This window comes from Ensifer sp. ENS06 (genome assembly GCF_014852205.1).
Lineage (GTDB): Bacteria > Pseudomonadota > Alphaproteobacteria > Rhizobiales > Rhizobiaceae > Ensifer > Ensifer adhaerens.
This window is the reverse complement of record NZ_JACVBC010000017.1, coordinates 82,082-107,312: the sequence shown is the minus strand read 5'-3', so window position 1 is coordinate 107,312 and position 25,231 is coordinate 82,082. Positions and strand designations below refer to the sequence as shown.

At 58.0% G+C, this 25,231-nt stretch carries 25 protein-coding genes and 3 pseudogenes; 17 read left to right on the top strand and 11 right to left on the bottom strand.

The annotated features are described in order from the left end of the window. Window positions 1-107 precede the first annotated feature (107 nt). The 3 genes and pseudogenes from IB279_RS33085 to IB279_RS33075 all read right to left on the bottom strand — a co-directional run bounded on the left by IB279_RS33085 (window position 108) and on the right by IB279_RS33075 (window position 1,681). A pseudogene (locus tag IB279_RS33085) lies at window positions 108-623 on the bottom strand (DUF4142 domain-containing protein). An 81-nt stretch (window positions 624-704) separates the two neighbouring features. Continuing rightward, entirely contained in the window at window positions 705-1,094 is a 390-nt protein-coding gene (locus IB279_RS33080; protein ID WP_029742772.1) for a hypothetical protein, read from the bottom strand. A 392-nt stretch (window positions 1,095-1,486) separates the two neighbouring features. Next, window positions 1,487-1,681: a hypothetical protein gene (locus tag IB279_RS33075; RefSeq protein ID WP_060607002.1), complete on the bottom strand. Its 195-nt coding sequence runs from the start codon at window positions 1,679-1,681 to the stop codon at window positions 1,487-1,489. Window positions 1,682-2,066: 385 nt separating this feature from the next. Between IB279_RS33075 and IB279_RS37495 the strand changes: the two are divergent. Continuing rightward, window positions 2,067-2,255 (top strand): annotated as a pseudogene (locus IB279_RS37495) (hypothetical protein); the annotation flags it as partial. Window positions 2,256-2,478: 223 nt separating this feature from the next. On the opposite strand, the gene IB279_RS38245 reads toward IB279_RS37495, so the two are convergent. The 5 genes from IB279_RS38245 to IB279_RS33050 form a co-directional block, all read right to left on the bottom strand. Then, window positions 2,479-2,685, bottom strand: a complete 207-nt coding sequence (locus IB279_RS38245) for a DUF6766 family protein (protein WP_375292970.1) — start codon at window positions 2,683-2,685, stop codon at window positions 2,479-2,481. A 228-nt stretch (window positions 2,686-2,913) separates the two neighbouring features. Beyond that, the gene (locus IB279_RS33065; RefSeq protein ID WP_060606996.1) at window positions 2,914-3,168 is read right to left on the bottom strand and encodes a hypothetical protein; all 255 of its coding nucleotides are present in this window, start codon (window positions 3,166-3,168) and stop codon (window positions 2,914-2,916) included. A gap of 784 nt (window positions 3,169-3,952) precedes the next feature. After that, window positions 3,953-4,336: a hypothetical protein gene (locus IB279_RS38040; protein WP_309142328.1), complete on the bottom strand. Its 384-nt coding sequence runs from the start codon at window positions 4,334-4,336 to the stop codon at window positions 3,953-3,955. A 264-nt stretch (window positions 4,337-4,600) separates the two neighbouring features. Then, window positions 4,601-4,783, bottom strand: a complete 183-nt coding sequence (locus IB279_RS33055; protein ID WP_029742765.1) for a hypothetical protein — start codon at window positions 4,781-4,783, stop codon at window positions 4,601-4,603. A gap of 1,719 nt (window positions 4,784-6,502) precedes the next feature. Continuing rightward, entirely contained in the window at window positions 6,503-6,706 is a 204-nt protein-coding gene (locus IB279_RS33050; RefSeq protein ID WP_029742764.1) for a CsbD family protein, read from the bottom strand. Window positions 6,707-7,035: 329 nt separating this feature from the next. On the opposite strand from IB279_RS33050, the gene IB279_RS33045 reads away from it, so the two are divergent. Next, window positions 7,036-7,338 (top strand): DUF982 domain-containing protein, encoded by a 303-nt coding sequence (locus tag IB279_RS33045; protein WP_162741325.1) that lies wholly within the window; start codon window positions 7,036-7,038, stop codon window positions 7,336-7,338. A 256-nt stretch (window positions 7,339-7,594) separates the two neighbouring features. Beyond that, a complete protein-coding gene (locus IB279_RS33040) occupies window positions 7,595-8,515 on the top strand; it encodes an adenylate/guanylate cyclase domain-containing protein (RefSeq protein ID WP_113189027.1) in 921 nt (306 codons plus the stop codon). A gap of 204 nt (window positions 8,516-8,719) precedes the next feature. On the opposite strand, the gene IB279_RS33035 is transcribed toward IB279_RS33040, so the two are convergent. Then, window positions 8,720-9,256: a YidB family protein gene (locus IB279_RS33035; RefSeq protein ID WP_113189028.1), complete on the bottom strand. Its 537-nt coding sequence runs from the start codon at window positions 9,254-9,256 to the stop codon at window positions 8,720-8,722. 438 nt (window positions 9,257-9,694) lie between these two features. Here IB279_RS33035 and IB279_RS33030 point away from each other — a divergent pair, with 438 nt between their 5' ends. The 3 genes from IB279_RS33030 to IB279_RS33020 all read left to right on the top strand — a co-directional run bounded on the left by IB279_RS33030 (window position 9,695) and on the right by IB279_RS33020 (window position 11,382). Then, window positions 9,695-9,937, top strand: coding sequence for a hypothetical protein (locus IB279_RS33030; RefSeq protein WP_113189015.1), 243 nt, complete (start codon window positions 9,695-9,697; stop codon window positions 9,935-9,937). A 158-nt stretch (window positions 9,938-10,095) separates the two neighbouring features. Next, window positions 10,096-10,422, top strand: coding sequence for a hypothetical protein (locus tag IB279_RS38240; RefSeq protein WP_192340595.1), 327 nt, complete (start codon window positions 10,096-10,098; stop codon window positions 10,420-10,422). Window positions 10,423-10,728: 306 nt separating this feature from the next. After that, entirely contained in the window at window positions 10,729-11,382 is a 654-nt protein-coding gene (locus IB279_RS33020) for a hypothetical protein (RefSeq protein WP_110819440.1), read from the top strand. Between the two features lie 246 nt (window positions 11,383-11,628). Here IB279_RS33020 and IB279_RS33015 read toward each other — a convergent pair whose 3' ends face one another. Together IB279_RS33015 and IB279_RS33010 are read right to left on the bottom strand one after the other, a co-directional pair. Then, entirely contained in the window at window positions 11,629-11,985 is a 357-nt protein-coding gene (locus tag IB279_RS33015) for a type II toxin-antitoxin system HicB family antitoxin (RefSeq protein WP_060606947.1), read from the bottom strand. After that, entirely contained in the window at window positions 11,982-12,236 is a 255-nt protein-coding gene (locus IB279_RS33010) for a type II toxin-antitoxin system HicA family toxin (RefSeq protein WP_060607022.1), read from the bottom strand. Before IB279_RS33010 ends, IB279_RS33015 begins: the two co-directional genes overlap by 4 nt. 262 nt (window positions 12,237-12,498) lie before the next feature. Here IB279_RS33010 and IB279_RS33005 point away from each other — a divergent pair. The 11 genes and pseudogenes from IB279_RS33005 to IB279_RS32955 form a co-directional block, all read left to right on the top strand. Further along, window positions 12,499-12,771, top strand: a pseudogene (locus IB279_RS33005) (cytochrome P460 family protein); the annotation flags it as partial. 678 nt (window positions 12,772-13,449) lie between these two features. Then, a complete protein-coding gene (locus IB279_RS33000) occupies window positions 13,450-13,827 on the top strand; it encodes a response regulator (protein ID WP_060606946.1) in 378 nt (125 codons plus the stop codon). Window positions 13,828-13,945: 118 nt separating this feature from the next. Then, complete coding sequence (locus IB279_RS32995) at window positions 13,946-15,877, top strand: methyl-accepting chemotaxis protein (RefSeq protein WP_060606942.1); 1,932 nt, start codon at window positions 13,946-13,948, stop codon at window positions 15,875-15,877. 3 nt (window positions 15,878-15,880) lie between these two features. Then, window positions 15,881-17,305: a chemotaxis protein CheW gene (locus IB279_RS32990; RefSeq protein WP_113189016.1), complete on the top strand. Its 1,425-nt coding sequence runs from the start codon at window positions 15,881-15,883 to the stop codon at window positions 17,303-17,305. After that, the gene (gene cheB, locus IB279_RS32985) at window positions 17,302-18,366 is read left to right on the top strand and encodes a chemotaxis-specific protein-glutamate methyltransferase CheB (protein WP_060606936.1); all 1,065 of its coding nucleotides are present in this window, start codon (window positions 17,302-17,304) and stop codon (window positions 18,364-18,366) included. The genes IB279_RS32990 and cheB overlap by 4 nt, the downstream gene beginning before the upstream one ends. Beyond that, complete coding sequence (locus IB279_RS32980; RefSeq protein ID WP_113189017.1) at window positions 18,363-19,238, top strand: protein-glutamate O-methyltransferase CheR; 876 nt, start codon at window positions 18,363-18,365, stop codon at window positions 19,236-19,238. Before cheB ends, IB279_RS32980 begins: the two co-directional genes overlap by 4 nt. After that, window positions 19,231-21,177 carry a chemotaxis protein CheA gene (locus tag IB279_RS32975; RefSeq protein ID WP_192340593.1) on the top strand — a complete coding sequence of 649 codons (1,947 nt, stop codon included), beginning with the start codon at window positions 19,231-19,233 and terminating at the stop codon, window positions 21,175-21,177. Before IB279_RS32980 ends, IB279_RS32975 begins: the two co-directional genes overlap by 8 nt. Further along, a complete protein-coding gene (locus IB279_RS32970; RefSeq protein ID WP_060606930.1) occupies window positions 21,174-21,422 on the top strand; it encodes a hypothetical protein in 249 nt (82 codons plus the stop codon). The genes IB279_RS32975 and IB279_RS32970 overlap by 4 nt, the downstream gene beginning before the upstream one ends. Further along, window positions 21,419-21,865 carry a response regulator gene (locus IB279_RS32965; protein ID WP_309142327.1) on the top strand — a complete coding sequence of 149 codons (447 nt, stop codon included), beginning with the start codon at window positions 21,419-21,421 and terminating at the stop codon, window positions 21,863-21,865. Before IB279_RS32970 ends, IB279_RS32965 begins: the two co-directional genes overlap by 4 nt. Further along, complete coding sequence (locus IB279_RS32960; protein WP_113189018.1) at window positions 21,862-22,500, top strand: chemotaxis protein CheX; 639 nt, start codon at window positions 21,862-21,864, stop codon at window positions 22,498-22,500. Before IB279_RS32965 ends, IB279_RS32960 begins: the two co-directional genes overlap by 4 nt. Next, window positions 22,497-24,929, top strand: a complete 2,433-nt coding sequence (locus IB279_RS32955) for a PAS domain-containing protein (protein ID WP_246802216.1) — start codon at window positions 22,497-22,499, stop codon at window positions 24,927-24,929. The genes IB279_RS32960 and IB279_RS32955 overlap by 4 nt, the downstream gene beginning before the upstream one ends. Window positions 24,930-25,231: the final 302 nt, after the last annotated feature.

Sequence of the window (25,231 nt, the reverse complement as noted above, 5' to 3'; positions counted from 1 at the left end):
CGCAATTTTGCGCCCCGCCAGTTAGACCCGGACGCTCGCACCGCGATCCTCGTCACATCGAGCTTCATCTCGGATAGTCGCGGCCGTGCCCTCGAACCGCCATTGCGCTATTTGATAAGGTTCTTCGCCATTTCTAGATGGTGCTCCAGGGCCGGAAGCGTTTTTGCAGCCCAAGCCTTCAACTCAGCGTTTTCTCCGCCTTCGCTGTAGCGCTTGAACAGGTCCACCGCATCTTCATGCGCTTCCTGCTGATCGGAACGGTACTGTTTCCCAAAGTCTTCGCCCTTGAGATCGTTCAGCTTGGCGAGCATGTCCTTTTGAGCGGTCGTCATGGTCTTCGGCAGGGTCGCCTTGACCTTGCCACTGGAGACGAGGCCACTGAGGTCAGCAGTCGTCTTTTCGTGGTCTTGGACCATTTTCTGAGCGAAGGCCTTCGTTGCGGCATCGCCCTTTTCCAAAGCAAGCCTGCTGGACTGAACTTCGAACAGATCGCTTGTCGCCGCTTCCTAGACGAAATCCTGTGTTTTAGGTGCAGCGCCGATCAGCGAGTTTATGCCGGACTTTTCCATGATAGGTCTCCTGTCGGCAGGTCCAACTGCCAAGTGGAAAGAGTTAAGCCGTATGCGGGATCCGGGGTGCAGCCGAGCGCCCGCTGGCAACGCGCTGGCGATCGAGCAAAGAAGACGTGCGCGCGGGCCGCGTGTCTAGCTTTCGTTCTTCGTGGGATCGGAGCGTCCGGTCGGAATAGAGCTGGTGGTCGCGGCAACCGGGTCGCTTGCGGGAAACGAACTCTCGAGACCTTCGTCGAGCTGTTCTTCCAGAGTGCCGGTATCCTTTGCGCTGCGCGCGCTTCTCAAAGACTCCACCGCCGGCGATCCCGTTTCATCGCCACCGACGATTTCGCGGTCATCCCCCTCTTCGAACGCGGCTACTTGCACCATCATAGCTTTGGCCTTGGTCACGGCCGCATCGACGCCAAGGTCTCCGCCAGTGCTTTGTAGGCGAACGGAAATCACATCTCCGCCTTCTGCAACCCATTCGACGGTCATCACGCCTCCGGGATCTGTGAGCACCTGTTGTGCGATGATGTTCATGGTTCCTGTCTCCTGTCTCGTTGGTACACGCCAACGCAAAACACGGTTCGGCGACCGGTGGTTCCGAAGATTGTCAACGCTTTCATGCAAAAAGGACCGCCCGCCGGGATGGCGGACGGTCATCATGCTAAACTAGGATGAGCCAGCCCGTCCGGTATGCTAAACCAGGATGAGCCAGCCCGTCCGGTTAGCGAGTGGACAAATCGGCACTCGCGACCTCGCCTGGAACCGGGCAGACAGTCCGCATTTCGTCCTCAGTCTCCAGACGGACTTCCGCGTCATCTGATCCCGGGAAGGGCTCGAGGCACTGTGACCTGCCGACTTCCCGAAACCTCTGGGTTCGGTCGACGTCATCGAGTCGTGCACGTCCTTGGCCGCCTTTCCATGGAACCTCAGCTCTTGCGGTCAGTGCCGCGACCGCCGCCCGTGGTGCCAGCGCCACTCTTAGCCCCGCCCGAACCGGCACTCTTGCCAGCCCCGGTTTCGCGACCGCCGGATTGTCGCTGCTTGTCGTCGTTCTTATGGCTTTGTTCGCCAGCCTTGCGATGCTGTTCGCTGCTGCCGCCCTGGCTGCGTTGATTTGGCATTGTCGTTCTCCTCGGTTGGTCCCCGCCGTAGAGTCGGCGGGGACCAACAGAAGCGTGGGGGATCGATATGGTTCCCCGCCGAGCAAAAAATCGCCCCGCGACCTTGGGTGTCGAACCCGCATACGTGCAGCGCGCCGTTGCCTGTGCGGATGCATCCCGATGGGAACTTCAACGCGCATCGCCGGTTCGGCCTTTCGAAAAGGAGGCAGACATGTCGATTAACAAACCGAACGATGGCGCGCCGGGCAGCGCTGACCAGTCACCGCGATGGGAAGGGCCGGAGAAAACGAGGCCGAATGATCCCGAAAAGGATCGGGATGCGGCCGGCGAAAACAATCGGGAACCCGCGAGAAATCGCCCTTCTGACGCGACCAAGACCAGGGCCGACGCGAAGGGCCAGTTTGCGGAGCCCCAAGGCAACCGCAAGAGCACGGGAGTGTCGAGTGCCAAGCCGACCGTGATGACCGGGTCTGAGGATACGTCGGGTCACCGCAGTCCGCCAGGAGATAGGGAACCTCCGAAAGACTGGGACGTGGGTTTCGATCAGGCCGCACCGGACCGGTCGAAAGAATAGTTCGCTCGGCGAGTGGGCGCGGTTGGAGCGGTCGTGGGAACGACCGTCGCACCCGCGAGATTTTCCAAGCGAATATCCCCGGCGCTCAATCAACGAAGCTCAAGAACATGCGTCAACTGCCGCAACAACCACGAGAATGTTCCTAACGCGTTGGTTGAGTTGGGAAATCAGAACCCGCTCCCGCGCCTCTCAGCGAGCAGCGTCGATGTCCTCTCCGGCCACGCTATAGGGGCCTGCCCTCCGGTCGCGGGCCAGTTGAGGTGCGCGGGCTTGCCGCTGTCGAATACGCCCTGGTAGCCATCTCCAAGGTGTCCTTATGCCTCATTGCGGGGGGGCAGAAAGAGGAACCACGGACCCTAGGGAAGATCGAGAGAGTAACGAGAACGGCGGTCGATAGAAATGCACTTTGCCAGTTCTGAAGGACGCCAATCGGAACTGAGAGCTGGCGAGCTGATCGGTCAGTGAAACAGAGGATCCCCGTGGCTCGAGACTTCCGCGTTCTCCGCCTGACTGCTTCGTGTTGGGCTATCGCCTTTCAGGTGGCGCGGGAGGAATTGATTCCGACCGTAACCTCATCCCTCAAGCGGTGATGGCATTCGGTGTGAGCTTCGCTGAGGCGATCAGACGTATCACGTTTGTGAATGCAATTTGCGTCTGACTACCAGCTCTCCTCGTGCAGCCGGTCAAGCACGACGACGACCTCAGCCTGTAAATCCAGGCAAAGCTGCTGAAAATCATGGATTCGCTCCTCCCGTCGGGGCGTCTCTCGCTGAAGAGCATCGAGTGTATTTGCCGCCAACGCATATTTTTCGAAGAGGTCGTACAAACCATGATCTTTGACTGAACGCAATCGTTCGCGATGAGGGGGCAGAGCCATTGCCAAGCGCGCCCGTCCGAGGTGAACTAAACCCATGTAGCCTCCAGATTACTCATGTGCCGGGCCACGAACACGGGATATTTCACCCAGCCCACGACGAGACGAAAACTCCGATTGTCGCGTATCCCGCTTTGTGAACCAGAGAGCGCACTCCAGGAGGCAAGCCTCGTCGGTATGGCCGACACGGAACTCGTCAATCAGGAATCTTGCCAGTTGATTGCCTCGCTTGGAAAGTTTGGGAAATCCCGCTAAGAAGCAGGTCCTCTCAAATACTCGATGCAGCATTTCTACGTCTTTAGGGCCGAGAGCGCAGTTGAGATCATCCGAATGAAAGTACATTTGGGACCTCCCATGAAGGGCGGCAAAGCGTTCGTGGTATTCGCGTCCACAAAACGTCGGCAGGGCTTGCCTGGTTCCACCGGGGAAATACCCATTTCGGGCTATTCGGGCACGTGATGAAGGGGATTCTGCAGGGAGGTCGACGGCGGGCAGTTGAGGACATACGAAATTATGGCGTCAGGGCTAAGGGCGACAAGCCAAGTTCCAAGGCGATCAAGACCCAGAGGCGTGCAGCCTAAACCGTTCCCATATGGCGCTCTCCCAATGGTAGCTCAAGAAGCGAAACTTTCCATGTCGGCGGAGCATGCACTTCCATTGGGGTGAATTGTCGCCCCGCCCTTCATCAGTAGCTTTGGAAGCGTGCTCCATCCGTTCAGACGAGCCGCTTGCACCAGCGTGCATTGGCCTCTGCCGATCCCGGCAGAGGCTTTTATTCTACCCGTAGCCTCGGCACTGTGTCTGCCCGCGGGAGTTTGCGAAACTAGTGACGGGTGATTTCGGACGCAAGCTCCAGGAACCGGCCAATCGACCAAAGGTAGGCGACGATCTCCCACCTCAGGGCGTCGCGATTGCCGTACTTCTCTACTATTCGGTCAAGCTTTTCCTTAGTTGCGGTCTGCTCCTCAATTTCGCTAATCACGTAGCTGTCATGCCCCACGGCGCAGATGTCGCAGCCTGCCTCGATGACGTCGTCGACGAAGGCCGGGATTTCACCGGGGTCCATCTGACGTCGATTGTTTTCAGTAGAGCCGCTCCTCCATTGAGGCCGTGAAGCCATACTGCGACCCACTTCGCTATCAGGCGCAAAACTGTCTCCGCCCTTATCGGGGATACTGGGATAACGCTTGCGCTTGGCCATGCTCATGAAAATAGTAGCTCATCGGTTAGCGTGAGTAGGGCGACGACTCTGCCTTGTCGGCGAAGATCTGTTGGAGTTCGGCAATCTTTCTTTACGGGCCGGGTATTCCCGCAGAAGCTCGCGTTGAGGAGACGAACGCGTAAGCCTCGAAGAGATCGAGTAGGCAGCGCTCTCTGGCTTGGCTGAGGGCGATATCGTGGCAGAGCATTTCAAGGCGGGTTCGCCCTAAGTGCATCAGTCTCATGGCTGCTTTCCTGTTTCAGTCGAGAACTACTTTGAGGATGCCAAAGGTGTCGGAAGGACGATGGCGACGGATTGTTGAGGTTCGTGCGATAACGCGCTGTTCACGACGAGGTATCCGCCGATGACGAGCATCGCCAAGAGCATCACGCCGATAAGAAACCCTGTCGAGAATTTTTTCGGTGGCCCGCCGTAGCGGTATTGTTCGTACATAGTCCATTCCTCCGGTCGGCAACGACACCAGAGCGAACCGAAGGGACGGGCAGGCTGCCCTGGTGTCGTTGTCGGCCTATGCCGAATAGTTCGCCATAGGCTGAGGTTTAGAAATAGCGTATCGGGGTCAGTTCTCCACGGGATTAGGACCATTGCGCGGGGGTTATGGGACTGAAGTCCCATGGTGGAACCGTTGGCGCTTTCCTACGTTCTAACGTGTTGCTCGACCGCCGCTTGGTGATCGAAAGCGCCTCTAGGCCCCACCTTCAACCTCAACTCCGCAGATGGGGCCTATCGAGCGCGGTTTGCCTGCGGACCGTTCAACAGAAGCGTCAGATGTTTTACCTCACGGCCCCAGCGATGGGGCTGTCTTTTTTAATGGACGCACGCAGGAAGCGACTAAAAAGGAAAAGGCCCCTTCCGTCGACAGAGCCAACAGGCTGTGTTGGAACGGGGTCCACTCCCACGGCGCCGCGCCGATCCTGCTCAATGCATTCGCCGCTAAATCGGGCGCCTTCGTCCACCCACGACGATAATCCTCATCGGCGACCGCGGGCCCCGTCGTGGTAATGGCCGCGGCGACTAGGGATCATAAAGAAAATGGCCCCGTCGGGACGAGGCCAGAGAGAGTACTTCACTTCCGGGCGGATTGTGAAGGTGTCACCCTGATCGGGGGCTCAGGGTCTCACGAAGCCAGAAACGTCGAGACTTCGTATCGGTTCCATTACACCGTAAGAAATGGCCAGGCGGCGCGCTGGCGCGTGCGGCTCATCCGTCGGGCACCTAGTGGGCCAAAGCCATCGCAGGTCCGGGAATCCCCTGTCGATCAATTCATAAAGAAGTGGCCCCGTCGGGCGCGACGAGGCGAGGGGCTACTTCGGGGGACACTTGGCATCAAGACAAGCGAAAAAACGCACGGGGCTGAACAGGTTCCTGTCGGCAGGGAGCGAACACAAAAAAATGGCCCCGAAAGGCGATAACGGGGCCAAGCGAGCGTGTACCTGGCGGGTTCCGCACGCCTTCGCGTCGCAGCCCGGTCGATGATCCGGCGTCGGGATCATCGGCAAATCACAAACGGCCATCGATCCGAAAAGTTCCCTATGCGTCCGCACCGCGTCGGTGTGCTCGAGCCACATGGCACTCTCGAACAGTGCACCCTCGTCGAGTACATCCACGATCGAACTGGATACACGACTGTTTTTGTCACGCACGACCAGGGGAAGGCGCTTGAGCTAGCCGACCGTATTGTGGTGCTGAACAACGGTCAAACGAGCAGACGGGCACGCCGGACGAGATCTCCGCGAGATCTGGCTTGAGGGCCGATCTACGGGGCTACCGACAACTGAGCACGATGGTCAGGCGGCCCTCTACTTTCGGCCCACGATATACAACTCGTCATGGGATCCGAACACGGTCTTGTGGGGTCTATCACCGGAAGCCGGCGCGTGGCAGGCACTCGGCATCTTGAGGTGAGGTTGGAGAAATTCGCTTCAGTTGTGCAGCTCGAACTGCCGCCCGATCGAGCACCCTTTCCCCCCGAGAGTCGTATCGCCTTTAAGACAAAATGGATACTCTTTCGCGGCGAACAGCGCGCGAGTTTATCTGAAGCAAGTTTTCCCGACCGGTAGCTGGAGGGCAGTTTAGCGGCCCGACGCGCCGTAGCCGTCGGGCCGCTTGGGGCACACCAGATGCTCCGCCTGGGGCGGGGCGCTCTGAAGATTACCAGGTTTGCCGGCCGAACCAGTCATCCACGTCTTGTCGTGCCCGATCTTTTTCGAGGCCATACCGTTCCTGTATCTTGCCTTCGAGCTGATCGCGTTTGCCAGCGATTTGGTCCAAGTCGTCGTCGGTCAGTTTCCCCCACTGTTCCTTGATCTGTCCCTTGAATTGCTTCCAGTTACCTTCAACACGGTCCCAATCCATGTCATTTCCTCCTGTGAATTGTGGGTAGCAGCTAAACGCCTTGGCTGCGCATTTGTTCAAATGTGCCTGCGGCGATGGTTACGGGGACAACGGTGCGACGACTTAACGTCCTGACGCGTTGAAAGACGCCGCGTGAAAGTGCGGGGGGGGGCTGTCGCTTCGCGACCCCATCAACAGTTTCCGAACAAGGAGCCTTGCGGGGGCACCTCGATAACGGGAAGAAGGCAGACCGGCTAAAAAAGGGGGCGGATCCGTGCCCAACCTCGTTGCTCGAACTGGGAACACATTCCTGTTTTTCCGGTTTGAAGGTGTTCGAGAAGGAGAACGCCATGGCAGAGGATCGGTGGGAACGCGAGGAACGCTACGGACGCGATCTAGAGAAAGCAAAACAACCGGCCCCCTGGAACGAAAGCGTTGTGATAAGCCTGCCCAATGCGGATCACGAGGTGTTGGTTGGATCAGCCAGTGAAGCGGTAGCGGTTTTGCGAAACAATTGGTCCGGATCCAGATCCGGTCCAGCATATCAGGCTGCTTTGACCACCTGTCTCGAAGCCATGAATGGTCACTTGCCTGGTTACATGGCCCGATTGGCCTTTGAAGAAGCTGCCCGTGAAGCAGGAGTCCTGCGCTGAGGCTTGTAGGACGTCAACTTTGAAGCCTTTCACCCTCTGGCCGATGCCTTGGTGCGAGGGGAAGCGGAGTGGAACGTACCGTGTTCGAACCCTCGCGGCACCCCACGTCGAGGCAGATTTCGGTCGAGCAAAATTCGGCCTTTGGGTGATACGCCCGCGGATGAGATCAAACGTTTACGGAAGGAACAAAGCCGCGTGCTCATCGGTTGATGATCGACTGCACATCGAAACGCACGCGTTGGATCGGATCGTTCACATGGAGGCGCCACCACTTGAAAGAAAGCTTGCAGCGATCCTGGCTGCCGATATCGAAGGTTACTCGCGGTTGATGAATGCCGACGAAGAGCAGACCCTGGCGACCTTGACATCGCATCGTACTATCATCGACGGCCTTATTGAAAGTGCTCATGGAGAGATCTTCGGGACCGCGGGGGACAGCGTGTTGGCGGAATTCCCATCGATTGTGCATGCCTTCAACTGTGCGATCGCCATCCAGCAGGCCATGTGGCGTGCCAACCGGCCGCTTGCCGACAAACACAAGATGTACTTCCGCATCGGGATCAACGTCGGCGATGTTCTGGTGAAAGACGGCGATATCTTCGGGGATGGGGTCAACATCGCCGCTCGGCTTGAAGGCCTGGCCGATGCCGGCGGCATCTGTGTAACGCGAGGAGTACGAGATCATCTGCGCGATCGCGTCGACACCACCTTTGAGGATTTGGGTGAGCACCAGGTCAAGAACATTTCGCGCCCGCTCCGGGTGTTCCGTGTTCTGTTTGACCCGCAGTCCGAACCAGGCCCCAGTGCAGAGCTAACGTCCGTCCAACACCCGGAGCGATCCTCTTCGGTCGATCAGGCCTTGCCGGAAGACCAAGACAAAGATGAAGCGCGCCGGGTTGAGGTGGCTTTTTGGGAGGCGGTACAGGAGAGCGATGACCCGGCCGAATATCTCCTATATCTGAAGCGATACCCTGCGGGCGAGTTCGCCGAACTCGCAGCCGCGCGCGTTGCTCAAGGTGGGTCTGGGGTGGGCGAGCCAGGTATCGAGGTTTCATTCTGGGAAACGGTGCGGGACACCGGTAACGCCGAGATGATTGAAGCGTATTTATCAAAGTATCCAACGGGTCAGTTCGTCGCACTCGCCAAGATCTTGTTGGCAGACATTCACGCCAAATAAAACACGCAACGATCGTCGTCACGACCAAATGGCTTGAAAAGCAGATGAGAGCGCCGACAGCGTCCGGAACGGGTGCGATGTTCCGGGTCGAGCCAAGTATGCAACGTGATTGTGGAGGTGCCGCTAGGGTAGCGCGTCTGATTCCTGTGCAACGCCCGCCTGAGAAACGCCAAAGAAGCGGCCGCCTTGCGGCGGCCTCTTCGACTATATGATTTGGGTCTTGGGTGGAGGAGTGATCTGCCCTTCGAAAGGGTCGTCCTCTTGAGGCAGGACGCCGTTGGGGGTCAGATCGTCAACCGCCTTTGGCAGATCTCGGCTGAGGCGGCTCAAAATCTCCTCAGGAGAAAGACCCGTCCGCGCGGAAAGATCCTCCAGGACTTCCGGCCCGAGCGCTTCCGATAACTGCCTATCATCAATTTCGCTGTTTGGACCGGTCTGCACCCAGGATTTTGCGGTCTCCCCGTGTCCGTTGTGCTCGAACTGTTTGAGGAGATCGCCGAGACCACCCCTCAACACGCCGCCGGTCGATGAACCGCCGAGCAAGCCCCCGAGGCCACCAGAGCCTCCAGTCAGACCGCCAAGCAGGTCACCCAAACCTCCTCCGGCCTCCTGTTGACCGGTTGGTCCTTGGTCTTGTCGGTTCTGGGTCAGACCTTTCAGAAGCTCGCCGATCTTGTCCCTATTCTGGTATCCTGCCACCGCAAGGACACTTAGCAGGGCTTTAAGTGCAGTGCTTACCATGTGCTTCTCCTCTTCTGTCATATATGCCCGTTCAGGCATCTGCTGATTTACGACGGAGGTCGCGATCGCTGTTAACGCGAGGTCGGTGGCCTGCTCATCGTCGAATTTGTGGCGGATGGATCGCCAATGGCGCGGACCGAGGCTGGGTTGGTCATGGCTTTTCCTTTGGGTTAGAAGGAGCATCGGTAGACGCTTAAACTCCACCCGGCATCTCTTGTTCCGGTCAGCTGATGTTCCATGCCCCGATGGCACTGCGTATCAACTTTACTGACGAGCGAAAGTGGACTGGGGGCGGCCTCAAAATCGAGGCTCATGATGTTAACGCCAGTCTTCAGTCGAAAGAGGGGAACGATAGTCTGAGCACGGTGTTTTGATCTTATCCGCCGGGCCCGATCTGCTGCCGCGCCAGTACCTTAATCTCCAAACGAGAGAAAAGCCATGATTGAACGTCCAAATCAGCCCCCTGGGACGCTTGAGCGCAAGGTCGAACTCCAGCAGACGGTGCACTATGCAATCCAGGTCCTTGTCGAGGAAGCTTGCCTTTTGGGTTGGACCCAGGCTGAATTTCTGACGAGCATATCGGACACCGCGATCGCCAGGCTGAGCCTTCTGGATGAGGACGAAGCAATTTCCCCACCCGCAGAGGGTGACTTATCGCGGACCATTTATCCAACCGATTAGCCGGGTTGCCTGAGTGATCAAAAATGGGCTTGGAGCAGCGAAGCCTTTGTGCGGTGTCGGTCTCAAGATTTGTCCCGGCATCGTTCAGGCGCAGCTTGGCAACACCAGCCGCATCCTGATCCACAAAGAGGAACACCAATGTCGAGTTTGCCCTGCGCGTGCGCTGCGCATCCACCCGCGGCATCGTCGCCGCTATCTCCTCCTTCCTGGCGGAAGATGAATGCAACATCACCGACAGCGCACAGTTCGATGACGCTGATACCGGTCACTTCATGCGTGTCAGTTTCCGCTCCGAAGGGGGGCGGGAGCTAGAAGTGCTGAAGGATGAGTTTAAGCCGATTGCGGACCGTTTTGGCATGGAATTCGAGTTCTTCGACAGCCGATCGATGACGCGGCTGACCGCCGCCGCTTTGGCGCGCGTGCGGCTCATCTCGCCTGAAGCGGTGCGCACGATGTGGTTTAAGGCAGCCTTCGAGGCTTGGTAAGATCCAACCTCTCAGGCGATTGTCGCCGATCGAGCCGACCCGTGCGGACAAGAACAAGCAGCTCCCCGCTGAGCGGAGAGAGTTCATGATTTTTGCGTTTGTCGTCGCCTAATGTTCCTTTGGGAACTGACCGCCATGGCGATTTGTGTCCTTGTTACCTTCGAGCGATCGCTTGTTCGTTTGTTCTTTACTGCCAAGCCGAATGTCCACGATGCGCGCATCGCTTTAAGAACCAGAGTGAGAGTTATGTGGGGCTTTGGTTCGCAAATGGCGAGCATTGAGTGACTAGAGCAACATGGTGAAGTGATGCGGAGTTTTACGCTCGAAAACAACTGTCTCATCAACATCGATGAGAAGAGATCGGCCCACGGCGACATTCGCACGTTGATTGAGGCCGCAAGGCGTGGAGAGGCGGATATCGCCATTTTGGCTTCGAGCGCATATGAACGTCAGCCCGGTGGCGCACATCTAAAACGATTTGCAGACTTTGAAAGCCGAATGAGCGCGCTCGGACTTGGTCACATCAGCCTCTTGCGGCCGATCGGGCGACACGGTTTTTCATTCCATGGTTTCTCTATTATGAGTGATGAAGCGGCGATTGAGCGCGAGCGACTTATCTTCAGAACCCTTTTTCCGACGACGCCAGCACGATGGTCGGACTACGCGGTGAGCTACGGCTTGGACAAAAAGGATCTGTCCAGCGCCGCTGCTTGGCATTGGCGCAATTGCCTGGGCGCTGCTCAGGCGTTCTGGGCACATGAAAATGGCGGGCGCCATGTGTTCGTGACCACCAACGAAGGCTTTGCGCGCCTTCCGAAGAAACTTGAATTTGCCAACGCCGTAATCATGACCCCGACGCAGGCGGTTCAGGTTTTAGCTGGCGACAATCGCCGCATCCCGGTAGCCGGCTTGCGCAGACAGAGTCGGCCCGTTGCGAACATGGATTTTCTACTGAGGTAGCAACAACTGCCATCGGCCTGCTTGGACAGGCTTTCTCCGCAAGCGATCATTGCAAAGGCTCTGCGCCACCTAAAGTTGTCTAACGACTGAACTGCACCTTTGGATCATCGCCCCGTCGCGAGTTTCGTCCGACCTCGGATGAATTGAGGGTTCCTTACGCCCAAGTTCATTCTAGTGTTGGTGACGACCGTTGACCTCGACCCGGACGAGAGCCCTGCCGGCCGACCTTGCGGGGAAGCGAATGGCCTATGCCGAAAGGCGGGCCTCTGCGAAGTGCGCCGCGGCTTCTTCTAATGCCTCCTCGGCCCACTGATTGAGACTCTTCCCCGAAAGTTCGGCAGCCAGAGCAGCTCGGCGATGCACTTCGGGAGCAACTCGAAACATCATCTTGCCGGAATAGGGTCTTTGAGGCTCTTTGCCGATGCTCTTGCAGGTCTCAAGGTAATCATCGACAGCCTCATGGAACGCCTTCTTCAGTTCAGCAACGCTGTCCCCGTGAAACCCGACTACGTCAGAAATGCCAGCAATCTTACCGAAGAACAGCTCGTCCTCCGCGTCGAATTCTATGCGAGCGTGATAACCGTTGTAAGTCATGGTGTTCATGGTTCTACTCCAATTTGCGTCAGGAATTCGCGAGCATCGCGAACTTGATAACGTTTTGCCTCCTTGTCGGGATGAGGACGATGGAAGCTCGCGATTATGCCGTCCTTTTCGAACTTAACGCGCGAGCCGTTTCCTTCGATGACGTTCGCGCCGGCAGCGACAAGCAGGTTTTCTATAGCGGCCCACTCGATGGTTCCCGAGATCGGATCTTTGAAAACCGCCACGAGAGTCTTTTTCTGCTTGCTGTTCATGCTAGCAAATATAGTGATGCTTGCTAATTCTGCAAGCATTATTTCTCATGCAAATACGATCCGTGTGTTTAGAGCCCTGGGTGCGAATCGCTGTCCGATTTCCGTGCACCCGTGATGCTGCGAAAATCCGTGCGCTCGTGACTTTTGGCATAGTCATTTGCAAGTCGCACGCCCGGAAAGATCCGGCTGCGGGTTCGATTCTCTTCTAGGACAGAGGTTCGTTGGTTAACTTTCGGCCCAACGCCGACAATAGCTTTGAGCGGGCCGGCCAGTTCCGAATGGCACTCAAGTCGCACTGGTCGATTACCGCGACGGCGAGGTCTTCCGCTACTTCATCATGGAAAAAGGCGAGAACTGGGGACGGGACTACGACGAAAGCCGTCGCACCGCCGACTGGCAGTTTCAGTGGTTTAAGCCAGACGGCACGATCAAGATGGACGAGAACACTGCGCGCTGTCAGCGATGCCATACCTCACGGTCGGACCGGGAATTCCTGTACACGTTCAACGAAATGCGTCGGTTCGAGTTCGAATGAAAGCACTCCGGAGGCGCGGAATGAGGACTGTGATCCGCCTTCGCCTCCTTCTTGATTTTGTTGCCGCCTCCTTTCCTGCGGCGACGATCTAACGCCGTCGCAAAATACCGTTCGTGTCCGCCAACGGCCATTGCTCGGCAGGCCTTTCGAACGAGTTTCGCGGCACGCCGACCCTGAAAAGAAAACCATATGACCCTCGCGAGATAGAGCGGGTGATTGAAGAGGCTTGCCCGAGTGGGTGGACCGTATCGGGTGACGATAATCAGTTCCGCTTTCTGGTGGGATGAGAAATTCGGGGCAATCCTGGATTTGTTGGAAGGAAGGCGCCAGTTTTCCTTCAGGCGCTCGCCCTACAGGCAGCGCCCGTATTCACCCACGCATGGATGAGCTTGTCGAATTCTTTCCATCGTCATAAGGCGTGCCCGCACCGCAAGTTCGCGCGAGGGTCGAACCCGTTCTAACGCGCATTGTGGCACCCAATTGCGAAACCGGTGGTAACCACACGCGTGCCCGATGATTTCCTCTCTCATCTAGTTGCCATCGCATGGGAACTGGCCAGCCGGCCGAACGTAGGGTGGTAATAATCGTTGCCTGCGGCTCGTTGACGAATGACAGTGGCACCCTAGTTAACCCTTGTGATTTTTGTGGCTTGCCGCTGCCGACACATGGGGTTGGAGAATGTTCGTGACTGAGGCTCGATCCGTTCTCGTGCTTGAAGATGAGCCAATCATTGCACTTGATCTGGAAGAACTGTTGGCAGAAGCGGGATTTGAGATTGTTCAGGTTTTCAGTTCATGCGCGGATGCCGCAGTATGGCTAGAGGCGAATACCCCGGAGGTGGGCATTCTCGACCCCCGCGTCAGAGACGGTTTTTGCACATCGATTGCACAGACCCTTCTGCAACGATCCGTGCCGTTTGTCGTCTATTCGGGACAAGCTCCTGCGCCCGACGATGAAGCGTCGAGTGTCTTCAGCAAGGGTATCTTTCTTACCAAACCCTGCCATCCGGATATACTGTTGAATGCGATCGCGACCGAGACACTGCGCACCGGGTAGGGTCCGCATATGATCTTGAACTTCGACGACTAGTCGTCGCGATCCTTCGTCCTCGCCTCATTCAAACCGCTATCGGTTCGGCATGCCGTCCGATCATCAACACAGACGGACCCTCTTGATGGCACTGGTGAAAACAACCGAATTGGCGATAAAGCGCAGCGCAGCAAAAGTGGTATCCCCACAGCCAGTGACCGCCGTTGAAAAGACGGCGTCATCGCGTCGCGCCCAAGACCGATCCCGGCTTCGCCAGCAGAAAGCTGCAGAGCGTATCGCAACGGCGAGCGACGAGCTTGCAAGCGGGGTTGCGCAAGCTGCATCCGCCGCTGACGAGCTCAATCGGACACTGGAGCAGATTGCAAGTGGTGCGGAAGAAGCGGCCAGTGCAGCTCATGAATCACTTGCTGGGACCGGGCAGCTCCTGCTCCAGTTTTCCGACGCCCGGATGGAGGCCGAAAACGCGCGCCGGCGCGCCGAAGGACTGCAGACGACAATCACCGACGCTGCCGTCCAAATTGAGGTGTCGGTACGGACATTGGCTTCGGGCGCCGATCGTCAGCTTTCGGCTGTGGACGTCATTGCGCAACTCCAAGACCAGGCTGAAGCAATCGGTTCGACGACCCTCACCGTGGCCGATATTTCTGACCGCACAAGCCTCCTGGCGCTGAACGCCGCCATCGAGGCTGCGCGGGCCGACGACGATGGCAAAGGTTTCGCTGTCGTAGCAGACGAAGTCAGGGCGCTTGCCGAAATCGCCGAACGGGGTTCGAGGGACGTTACCCAAAACGCAGGGCGCATCGTGGCTGGTGTCGCCGCTGTGTCCGAAAAGGTTAGGAATGCCGCGGAGATCGCAAAGGCTCAGGCTCTCTCGGGGCAGGAAATAAGCACAAATCTCGCCGCAGTGCGAACGAGCCTGACGGATCTGCTCGACAGCAGTCAGTCCATTCTCACATCTGCGGTCGAAGCCGAAATTGCCGCACGCGAGGCGCAACGGGGATCGGAAACCGTTTCGGCCGCGGCTGAACAACAATCCACAGCTGCGGCCGAGGCGCATCGATCCGTCCAGCAACAAAGTACCGCTTTGGATCAAAGCCAGAAAACCGCCCAGGCGCTTGCAGCGCTTGCCGACGAACTGATGTCGGGCTCTGGATCGTCATTCAAATCCGTCGAGGTCAGCTCGGCAGCCGAGGAACTGTCGGCCACGGTTCAGGAACTTGCGAACGCTGCCGGAGAGATCTTGATCGCGGTCGAACAGATCAGCCGCGGTGCGGAGGCACAGGCCGCAGCGACCATGCAAGCCAACGCAGCAATGGCGCAGATCGAACGAAGTGGGGCGAGTGCCCATCGAAGTGCGCAGGGGTCTGGAGAATCCATCGCTTCGGTCCTGAAGCTCTTGCAGGAGAGCCGAACCAGGATTTCCAGTGTCGCCTCCGGTCTTGGCGAAGCGCTCGCCCACTCGCGCGCAGCGCTCAGCGTGCTTTCGGATCTCAATGAGGTTGCCTTCCAGATAGAGCGTGCCGTCGACCGCATAGTTCTGGTGGCGGTCCAGACCAGCATGCTTGCCGTCAGCGGCTCGGTTGAGGCAGCGCGCGCAGGTGAGGCTGGCCGGGGATTTGCAATTGTCTCCAGCGATATCCGCAAACTCGCCTCCGATGCGGCTGAAAATATCGATGGCGTCAAAGACATTGTGCGGATCATCCAGATCAAGATCGCCGTGGTCCTTCGCGATCTGGAGATGATCGTACTGTCGCTTGACGGCGAGGTGGCCAAGAACATGCAACTCGTCGAGCGCCTGGGTGCAATCGAAGCGGAGGTGGCGGTTATCGCGACGGGAAACAGCGCGATCCAGCAAGCGGCTCAAGGCGTCCTCAGCGCAACTCAACAGGTGCGCGCCGGCACGGAACAGATCGCAACAGTCGCGCAGCAGGCAAGTGCCGCCACCATTGAGGCTGCTGCCGCCGCCCGTCAACAATCTCGTGGAGCAGAGGATTTGGCCGCAGCGATTGAAGAGATAGCTTCGCTTGCGGATGAACTCCAGCTCGCTGGAGCCTGAACGATGATGCGATCTGGCTTATCGGAGCAGAAAAGCCGGAACTTGAAGTTCCGGTTGGGCAACCGATACCTCTCTTTGGATGCGAACAAGGTGGCGGAAGTCGTACGAGCTCCCCGCATCACAAGGGTCCCCCACGGGCCTGAGAGCCTTTTGGGAATTGCCAACATTCGCGGAGAACCAGTTCCGATCTTCGACCTTGGCCACGTGCTCGGCGACGAAGGAGATGGCCGAGTTGTTGATGGATGCTGCATTGTATACGAGCGAGGCCAACGCATCGGTTTGATGGTGGACGCAGTCCTGCAAATCGTAGCCGACGATAACGACAGGATAAGCGATCTCGATGCGCGTCTGACCGCGCAAGTACGCCCCACAAGCCCCAGGAGGCAAAACACAGGCGCCGCCCGACGATCGGGTGATTTCGGCGCGAGCAGCCGACATGCAAACCCCGTTGATGCGGGTAAACCATTCCTGACCGTCAAGGTCGCCGGGCAGAGCTTTGCGATTGCGCTCGCTGACGTTCACGAGGTGCTGGCTCTTGGGGAAGAGTTTTTTACGGCGAGCCGGCCACAGGACGTAATACTTGGCATGGCCGAACATCGCGGAGCCGTGCTGCCGGTGGCAGATGCGCGCAACCTACTTGGCTTGCGCAGTGATAAAGAGCGCGCTGCAAATCGGGTCGTCGTCGTGGATTATCTGGGAACGAGGATCGGTCTGGCCGTCGAGCGAGTCCAGACTATCCTGCGTCTGGCATCGTCACAAATTGATGCCGTTCCAACGGTTCTCAAGAATGGACAAGGCCCCGCGGAACTTGAGGCGATTGGGCGCCCCGGTGAAGGGCAGTCGCTCGTTGCAATTCTCTCAACCGAAAAATTGTTTGGAAATCAGGCCGTCAACCGGGTCGCGTCGCCGGTGGGAGAACATGACATGAGCGAAAACTCGATCGTTGCCAAAGGCGAGCAGTTGTTGATTTTTTCGCTTGGATCGGAGGATTACGGCCTGCCGATGCGATGCGTGGAAGAAGTTGTACGCGTTCCTCAATCCGTTACGCGCGTACCCAAGGCGCCGAGTTTTGTGGCCGGCGTCGTCAATCTTAGGGGAAGAGCGGTCCCGTTGATCGATCAGCGCATGCGCTTTGAGGTAGCGGATACCAACCCCCTTGCATGGCAGCGCGCCATCATTGTGAACTTTGAAGAGACACGCGTTGGTTTTGTCGTTGATCGCGTGTCGGAGACCGTCGAGATAGCTGCCGAAGACCTGTTGGATGCTCCCGACATATCGGAACGTACAAGCGTGTTCGACCGGGTGGCTCGACTGAAGGCAGACGGCCGAATGATACTACTGGTCGATCCAAAAGAACTGCTCACGCGCGCAGAACAGGATGTCGTTGCGGCCTTGGCCATGACTGGATCCGAAGAGAAGGCATCTTGATCCGGCTCTTGATCGTCGACGATTCCGCGCTGATGCGCCGACTGCTTGGCCGAGTATTTGCCGAAGCCGGTGATTTTGTCCTGGAATATGCTCGCAACGGGCAAGAGGCGCTGGACATGGCGGCGAGGTTTGAGCCGGATGTCATCACGCTCGATATCCATATGCCTGACATGGATGGCCTTGCTTGCCTCGACCGGATCATGCTGGAGCGCCCTTGCCCTGTCGTGATGATTTCGGCATTGACGGAGGAGGGCGCCGAACAGACACTGGTGGCGCTCGAGATGGGAGCGGTCGATTTCGTTGCCAAACCGACGCGAGCAGTTTCGCTCGAGATCGACGCGCTTGGCCCGCTGATCGTCCAAAAAGTTCGAGGTGCCTCAAGCATTGCAATCCGGCGCAGCCGACGATTGAAAGAGCGCATCAGCCGGGCTGCATCTCGCGCCCCCGACCTTCCACGATCTTCTACTGAGGCCAGAGGACGACCCGCAGACAAGCGGCTTGTCCTGGTTGGGTCTTCGACCGGAGGGCCGCCGGCCCTTGAGGTGATCCTCTCCTCGTTGCCAGCTGACTTTCCCTTACCAATTGTCATAGCGCAGCACATGCCGGCGACGTTTACCGGACCACTTTCGCGCCGGCTGGACAAACTGTGCGCGCTTTGCGTGGTCGAAGCCGACCAGCAGCGGCCGATCGAACCGGGGCATGTCTACATAGCCAAGGGAGATGCCGACATCATCCTATCCAAAAGAGCGGAACGGCTGGTCGTGATGCCTGCTCCGTCTGATGGGCGGTGGATCTGGCATCCAAGCGTCGATCGCATGGTTCTGTCTGCAATGAACGTTGTCGCGCCCGAAGCGTTAATCGGGATCCTGTTGACGGGAATGGGCAGCGACGGTGCGTTGGCAATGGTCGATCTGAGGAAAGCCGGTGGCCGGACGATCGCGGAGGCCGAGGCGACGGCCGTCGTTTGGGGTATGCCAGGCGAGTTGGTGTCCCGCGACGGGGCAAGCGATGTGTTGCCGCTTGGACGGATTGCTTCGAAGCTTCTGGATTACGTCAAATGACCATACCGGTGCAGCCAGAAGGAGGAGCGCTCATTAGCCCGCTGTCGATCGCCGATTTGAAGGACATTTGTGCGTTCGTTCATGCGCGCACAGGGATGATCTTCGGAGAAACGAAACGATACTACGTCGAGCGGCGCATTTGCGAACTGATGCGCGTGCGGGGCAGCGCTACGCCGCAGGACTATCTGGCGGTGTTGCGAGCGGACGAGACGGAAGTCGAAAAGATCATCAACAGCTTCACCGTCAATGAGACCTATTTCTACCGCGAAGAGCACCAACTGGCTTGCCTTAGCCATTCGATCCTGCCGGAAATCGTACGCACGAAACGCCCCGGCGACCGCATCCGAATCTGGTCGATGCCCTGTTCAACAGGGGAAGAGCCCTATTCAATCGCGATATGGCTTTTGGAGAACTGGCAGCTCGTTGATGCGTATCACGTCGAAATCGTTGGCTCGGATATCGACACGGCAGTGCTGCACCAGGCCAGGGAGGCAAGCTATGGTGAGCGGGCCTTGTCGAAACTTCCGAGTGAATTGATCGAGGGCTACTTTGAACCCAAGCACGCGCGCAAACACACGTTGATTGCCGACCTAAGGGAATCCGTGAGTTTCACAAAAGCAAACATTTTGGACCCGGCAAGCCTGGCCGCGTCCGGTCGGTTCGACGTCATATTCTGCCGCAACCTCCTCATCTATTTCGATGACAAGGGCAGGCAGCTTGCTGCTCACAATCTCCATGAGTTGCTGAATCCGGGCGGATACATCTGCCTGGGGCATTCGGAGTCTATGGCAAGGATTTCCGATCGGTTCGACCTCATTCGGTTCCCCGACGCCATTGTCTACCGGAGAGGCGATGGGGCGTCCGATGGATGAATTGACGGAACAATTCGGGATCGAAGCCCGCGAGCTCGTTCACCAGGCGTTTGAATCGCTTTTGGCGTTGGAGCAAGATCCTCTTGACCAGCGCCAGCTTGAAAGCCTGTTCAGGTCCATCCACACGCTAAAGGGTTCCGTCGCCCTTTTCGAGTTCGGACCCATGGAGGCGATACTCCATCGCTGCGAGGACTATCTTTCTGCTGCGAGGGCGGGCGGGATCGATATCGACGCGGGTTTCATCGATGCCGTCGTGGTCATCGTTGAATGGACAGAACAATGCGTGGAGGAGATCGCTGCGACCGGAGCGCCATCTGCGCAGACCCTTTCGCAGGGGCCACAACTTCAGGAGACATTGGCCTTCTCCCCCGGGGTGTTAAGCGAGGGGCTCGATGCCAATGAACCGACGCCACGCTGGGCACGCGACCTCCTGAGTAAACACAGTTCGTTGCCGATTGACCATTCTGTGATCGCAGCGCGTTACGAGCCCCACGCGGAATGCTTCTTTAGCGGCGATGACCCGTTGAAGACGGTCTCGCAGGTGCCTGGCATTGCCTATCTCCGCGTGTTCGCGCGCAACATGCCTGAGCCTGAAACCCCCTATGATCCCTTCCGCTGCAATCTTGTGATCGAAGTCTTGTCGACGGCGTCGCTAAGCGAACTTCAGGCGATATTTCGGCTTATTCCAGACCAGGTCCGCCTGGTGGAGATCCTGGCGGAGCCCGCGGTCACCAATAGCAGGGCCTCAACCCATTCGAACGTTGCCTCGAGCGGCGGTGTTGCTCGCGTCAGTGTGGACCGGCTCGACACTCTCGTTACCCTCACCGGCGAGCTCATCGCTGCCAAGAACCGCCTGCGAAGTGCTGCCGCCCTGTTTCCCCCTCTCCCAGGAAACACCTCGCCTGTGCGGTACCTGTTGCAAAGCCAGGCCGAAATTGACCGGCTCGTCGGGTCGCTCTATGCGGCCGTCACACGCACACGCATGATTCCTATTGGTCAGACCTTCCGGCGCTTTCCAAGACTTGTCCGCGAAACAGCGGCCAGACTGGGAAAAGCCGTCGACCTCGTCATGGAGGGAGAGACGATTGAAGCCGATCGGGAGATTGTAGAAAACGTGTACGAGCCCCTGGTGCACCTCATTCGCAACGCAATCGATCACGGCATCGAGGCTGGAGTGGAGCGTACAAAGGTCGCCAAGCCCGAAAGAGGGCTGATCCAGCTGAGGGCTATGCGCCTTGGCGAGCAATTGAGGATCGAGTTGCGGGATGACGGACGCGGAATGTCGCCGCAAACCATTCGTGCGAGAGCCTTGAGCGCCGGTCTGACGACAAACGAGGGTCTCGACGGGCTTTCCGATGACGCAGTCCTTCAGTTCGTCTTCCTGCCTGGGTTCTCCACGTCTGAGGGCGTCACGGACGTGTCAGGCCGAGGGGTCGGCCTTGATGTGGTTCGCTCGACCCTGTCGGCGCTCGGTGGCAGAGTGGAACTCTCAAGCACCCCAGAGAAAGGAACGATCTTTGGACTTGTTCTGCCGATAAGCTTCTCGATGAGCCGCCTCATGGTGGTTGAGGTCGGCGGCGAACAATACGGCATACCGATAGAAAAGATCCACGAGACGGTGCGCGTTTCCGCCAACGCAGTGACGCCGGTTCGTGCCGGCGAGGCGTTCGTGCTGCGTCAGCAGACGATTCCCCTGTTGGAACTCTCCCAATTGCTGCGCCTGCCGCAAACGCCACGAAAGAACGAGCTGACCGTTCTAGCCGTCTCGCTTGGAGGCGAGCCTGTCGGCGTCGCGGTGGATCGGATCGTTGACCGGTCGGATGCACTGATGCGACCGCTCACCGGCCTGCTTGCGGGCACGCCGGGAATTGTCGGATCGACGCTGATGGGCGACGGGCGTATTGTACTTGTGCTCGATATCGAAGGTCTGATGACATGACGATCGTACTTTCTGGCAGAGCAATTGAGCTTCACGGTGCTTGCGGGGTGGAGGACGCCGAAGAGCTTTTGACCGCCCTAGAAGCCAAACCGCGATTGCCCGTCTCGCTCGTGCATGCTGGCGACATCCACACGGCAGTCTGGCAATTGATACTTCTCTGCGAACGCGATCTCGAAGGTGAGCCTGCTTCGGATTTTGCTGTGCGTTACCTCTTGCCAACGCTCAAGAATAGGAAAGTTAAATGACAGACGCAGAACAACGCCGGACAAGCCGTTCAGACGAAATTGAGCACGGAGAGATCGAAATGGGTGTGACTGTGTTGGTCGTGGATGACAGCAAGCTGGCCCGCATCGTAGCCAGCAAAGCGATTGCTGCCCTCAAGCCCGACTGGCAACGTGTCGAGGCTGGCAGCGCCGATGAGGCGCTTCGCATCCTGGCCGAGCGCCAGATCGATGTCGCGGTTGTCGACTTCAACATGCCGGACAAGGACGGACTTGATCTTGCCACCGAGATGCGTGACGCGAACCCGACGTTGCCCATCGCCATCATCACGGCGAATGTTCAGGACGAAGTGATTGCGCGCGTGAGGGCACTGAACGCGACCTTTGTTGGCAAACCTGTGACGCAGGAGGGCATGAGTGCCTTCATCACAGGCGCAGCGCTTCGTTTGAAGAAGTCCCAGATATGAGCGAGATCGACATCGAGTTGGACGAGCTCGAACGCGACGCCTTGACTGAACTCGTCAACATCGGGGTCAGTCGAGCGGCCGCAAGCCTGCGAAAGATGGTTCACAAGCAGGTCTTGTTGTCTGTGCCTTCTGTCGAGGTGATCACGCGAAAATCAGCCGCAGCACTGATTGGCCAGCGCGAAAGCGAGAATCTGATCGCAGTCCAGCAGGAGTTTGACGGACCTTTTTCGGGCCGGGCCCTTCTTATCTTTCCAGAGAGCAACGGTCTCACATTAGTACGAGCGATCGTTGGAGACGAAATGAGCGAGGAAGAACTCCTCGAAATGGAGGCCGAGGCATTGGCCGAGACCGGCAACGTCATACTGAATGGCTGCCTGGGCTCGATGGCAAACATGCTCAAGAAGTCCCTCAAGATGTCAATTCCGGATGTCAGGCGTGGAAACAGCGCGTCGCTGTTTCATGTCGGCACTGAGGATACGAATGAGGGGTTCGTGCTTTTCCTTTACATAAACTTTTCCGTCAGGGACCATGACATCCGCGGATACATCGCCATGATCATGGATCTGCCGTCGCTGGAGGTCCTCAAAACCTTGGTCGCAGCGTTTATCGAGCGCGTGACGCAGGAGGCGCCTTGAAGTCGTCGAGACCAGGTCTTTTCCCGAAGGCAAGCGCATCTCCGACTGCTGACCCGGTAGATGTCGAGCATGCGACCGGGAGGCGAGAGGCTGAAGCAGAGCTTCTGGAGATCACGAACGAGCTTGCGACGGCCCGAGAAAGGCTTGACCTGACGCTTGAGGCCGCCGGTGCAGCATCCAGCTGGAATTGGGACATTTCCGGCAATCGGCTTTTCGCTGACACACGATTTGCGGCGATGGTCGGACTCGATCCGCTTGATCTCAAAGCCGGAGTTCCCACACGTTACTTCTTTTCCGCCATTCACCCCGATGATGTGCCGCGAATACGATTGGCCGTGGCGGGGATCCTCGCTGGCGCAGAAATATTCTCCAAGGATTATCGCCTGGTCAAAAGGGACGGGAGCATCCGATGGGTTCGTGCAGAAGGTCGCGGCGAAGCAGACGACGATGAAGAGCCGGTCCGGTTTGTTGGTACGCTTGTCGACATCACCGACCAACGGCTTGCCCAAGAGAGGCTTCGAATAGCGCAGGAGGCCGGTGGCATCGGTACGTTCGAGCATGCCGCGGGATTTGCGACTGTCAACGTTTCGGACCAACTCTGCCGACTCTTCGGACTTCACCCGACTAAGGTGCTGCCGATCAAGACACTCAACGACCTCATCCACGAAGGCGACCCGCTGATCATCGATCTGGCGCGTCCCGACGGGCCACAGAGCATAGCGGACAGGGAATTCCGGATCACCCGTGCAGATGACGGCAAAGTGCGATGGCTGGCGCAACGCGGCGAGTATGTCGAGGTCGCTCAGGGCAGCCAGCGGTACATTGGCGTTCTTTATGACGTCACGGAAACAAAGGCGAGCCAGGAGCAACTGCGAACAGCCAACCTCGCCTTGGCCGAACGCGCAAGGGGCAGCATGCGCGAACGCAATCGCATGTGGCAGAATTCCCGGGACCTGGTTTTGGTTCTGAGCGGCTCGGGAGAGATTAAGGACGCCAACCCCGTCTGGCGCGAAATCCTCGGAGCGTCGCCGAGCCTCGCTCTTGGCCGCTCGATCGTCGACTTTACGTGGCCGGAAGACAAAGCCTCGATGCTGGAAGCCATTGAGGTTGCATCCAAGGGCGGACGAAGCGACTTTGAACTACGCCTGAAGCATGCGGATGGCGCTCCACGATGGATTTCCTGGCGCACATCCCAGGAAGACGGAGCGATCTATGGATTTGGCCGCGACGTCACTTTGGAGCGGGAGCAAGCCGAGGCGCTGAAAGATACCGAAGCACAATTGCGCCAGTCGCAGAAGATGGAAGCGGTCGGCCAACTGACCGGTGGCATAGCGCACGACTTCAACAACTTGCTGACAGGGATTATCGGCGCTCTCTCGATTCTGCGCCGCCGTATTTCGGCTGGGCGTCTCGACGACCTCGACCGTTTCATCGATGCTGCGACCACCTCCGCCCATCGAGCCGCTTCCTTGACCCATCGCCTGTTGGCGTTTTCGAGGCGCCAATCGCTCGACCGACAGGCGGTCGACGTGAACAAGCTCGTCAATTCCATGGAGGACTTGCTCACTCGCACGCTTGGCGAAAAAATCTCCCTTTCTGTCCTGGTACATCCAGAGACGTGTTACGCGTTCACTGATGCAAATCAGCTTGAGAATGCAATTCTCAATCTGGCAATCAACGCGCGCGACGCGATGCCGAAGGGTGGGAAGATGACCATCGAGGCGGAGAACGTAACCCTGACGAAGGCTGACATCTCGCGCAACGAGGAAATCCAGCCCGGCCCGTATGTCGTGATCGCGGTAAGCGACACCGGAACTGGCATGACGTCAGAAACGATCGCTAAGGCATTCGATCCGTTTTTCACGACGAAACCGATCGGGCAAGGAACGGGACTTGGTCTGTCGATGATCTACGGCTTTGCCCAGCAATCGGGCGGCCACGCACGAATAACGAGCCAGCTGGGAACGGGTACGACAGTCACGCTCTTTCTCCCGGATGGGTCAGGCGCCGACAAGGCAAGCATCGGCTCGGCTCCGTCCCAATACGGGAGTCTGATGGGTGAAGGTGAGGTCGTGCTCGTTGTGGAAGACGACAGCGCCGTGAGGCTGCTGATCGTCGACGTTCTGAAGGAACTTGGATACAGGACGATCGTAGCCGAAGACGGAGAACATGCGCTGCCGATAATCGAAAGCGCGCAGCGCATCGATGCCGTGGTTTCCGATGTCGGCTTACCAGGGATCAACGGGCGTCAGTTGGCCGAAGTGGCTCTGGCAAGGAGGCCGGGCCTCCGTGTTCTGTTCTTAACGGGTTATGCAGCAACAGCATCCTCACGCGCGGACTTTCTCGGACCAGGCATGGACATGATGACCAAGCCGTTTTCCATGGACGATCTGGCGCGAAAAGTTCGAGAAATGCTTGCAAAAGATTGAGACGCCGGCGCAATTCATGCCGACAGTCAGCGCCGACTAGCCGGCAAGGTGTGCGGCCTCTGACGTGCCTCCGTCGCGACAACCCCTCTCTCCACGGAAAACGACCGACCGCCTTGGAACGACCCGGTTCGTGCTCGATCAAAGCATGGAAACATGGAAATCATGATTGCTAGGGGGCGTTCGGCAGGCACATCAAATAACGGTGAAGAGCGGTTGCTATTCGAATGACAAAGGCGCAGTGTCCAGTCTCCAGTAGCAGATGTCACGGGCGCTGCTGTATGAGGGTTCGATACCCTGGCCCC

What these genes read in the sequence shown, in the direction of transcription:
- IB279_RS33080 (WP_029742772.1), bottom strand. Translation starts at nt 1,094, where the DNA reads ATGAACATCATCGCACAACAGGTGCTCACAGATCCCGGAGGCGTGATG.
- IB279_RS33075 (WP_060607002.1), bottom strand. Translation starts at nt 1,681, where the DNA reads ATGCCAAATCAACGCAGCCAGGGCGGCAGCAGCGAACAGCATCGCAAG.
- IB279_RS33065 (WP_060606996.1), bottom strand. Translation starts at nt 3,168, where the DNA reads ATGGGTTTAGTTCACCTCGGACGGGCGCGCTTGGCAATGGCTCTGCCC.
- IB279_RS38040 (WP_309142328.1), bottom strand. Translation starts at nt 4,336, where the DNA reads ATGAGCATGGCCAAGCGCAAGCGTTATCCCAGTATCCCCGATAAGGGC.
- IB279_RS33055 (WP_029742765.1), bottom strand. Translation starts at nt 4,783, where the DNA reads ATGTACGAACAATACCGCTACGGCGGGCCACCGAAAAAATTCTCGACA.
- IB279_RS33050 (WP_029742764.1), bottom strand. Translation starts at nt 6,706, where the DNA reads ATGGATTGGGACCGTGTTGAAGGTAACTGGAAGCAATTCAAGGGACAG.
- IB279_RS33045 (WP_162741325.1), top strand. Translation starts at nt 7,036, where the DNA reads ATGGCAGAGGATCGGTGGGAACGCGAGGAACGCTACGGACGCGATCTA.
- IB279_RS33040 (WP_113189027.1), top strand. Translation starts at nt 7,595, where the DNA reads ATGGAGGCGCCACCACTTGAAAGAAAGCTTGCAGCGATCCTGGCTGCC.
- IB279_RS33035 (WP_113189028.1), bottom strand. Translation starts at nt 9,256, where the DNA reads ATGGTAAGCACTGCACTTAAAGCCCTGCTAAGTGTCCTTGCGGTGGCA.
- IB279_RS33030 (WP_113189015.1), top strand. Translation starts at nt 9,695, where the DNA reads ATGATTGAACGTCCAAATCAGCCCCCTGGGACGCTTGAGCGCAAGGTC.
- IB279_RS33020 (WP_110819440.1), top strand. Translation starts at nt 10,729, where the DNA reads ATGCGGAGTTTTACGCTCGAAAACAACTGTCTCATCAACATCGATGAG.
- IB279_RS33015 (WP_060606947.1), bottom strand. Translation starts at nt 11,985, where the DNA reads ATGAACACCATGACTTACAACGGTTATCACGCTCGCATAGAATTCGAC.
- IB279_RS33010 (WP_060607022.1), bottom strand. Translation starts at nt 12,236, where the DNA reads ATGAACAGCAAGCAGAAAAAGACTCTCGTGGCGGTTTTCAAAGATCCG.
- IB279_RS33000 (WP_060606946.1), top strand. Translation starts at nt 13,450, where the DNA reads ATGTTCGTGACTGAGGCTCGATCCGTTCTCGTGCTTGAAGATGAGCCA.
- IB279_RS32995 (WP_060606942.1), top strand. Translation starts at nt 13,946, where the DNA reads ATGGCACTGGTGAAAACAACCGAATTGGCGATAAAGCGCAGCGCAGCA.
- IB279_RS32990 (WP_113189016.1), top strand. Translation starts at nt 15,881, where the DNA reads ATGATGCGATCTGGCTTATCGGAGCAGAAAAGCCGGAACTTGAAGTTC.
- IB279_RS32980 (WP_113189017.1), top strand. Translation starts at nt 18,363, where the DNA reads ATGACCATACCGGTGCAGCCAGAAGGAGGAGCGCTCATTAGCCCGCTG.
- IB279_RS32975 (WP_192340593.1), top strand. Translation starts at nt 19,231, where the DNA reads ATGGATGAATTGACGGAACAATTCGGGATCGAAGCCCGCGAGCTCGTT.
- IB279_RS32970 (WP_060606930.1), top strand. Translation starts at nt 21,174, where the DNA reads ATGACGATCGTACTTTCTGGCAGAGCAATTGAGCTTCACGGTGCTTGC.
- IB279_RS32965 (WP_309142327.1), top strand. Translation starts at nt 21,419, where the DNA reads ATGACAGACGCAGAACAACGCCGGACAAGCCGTTCAGACGAAATTGAG.
- IB279_RS32960 (WP_113189018.1), top strand. Translation starts at nt 21,862, where the DNA reads ATGAGCGAGATCGACATCGAGTTGGACGAGCTCGAACGCGACGCCTTG.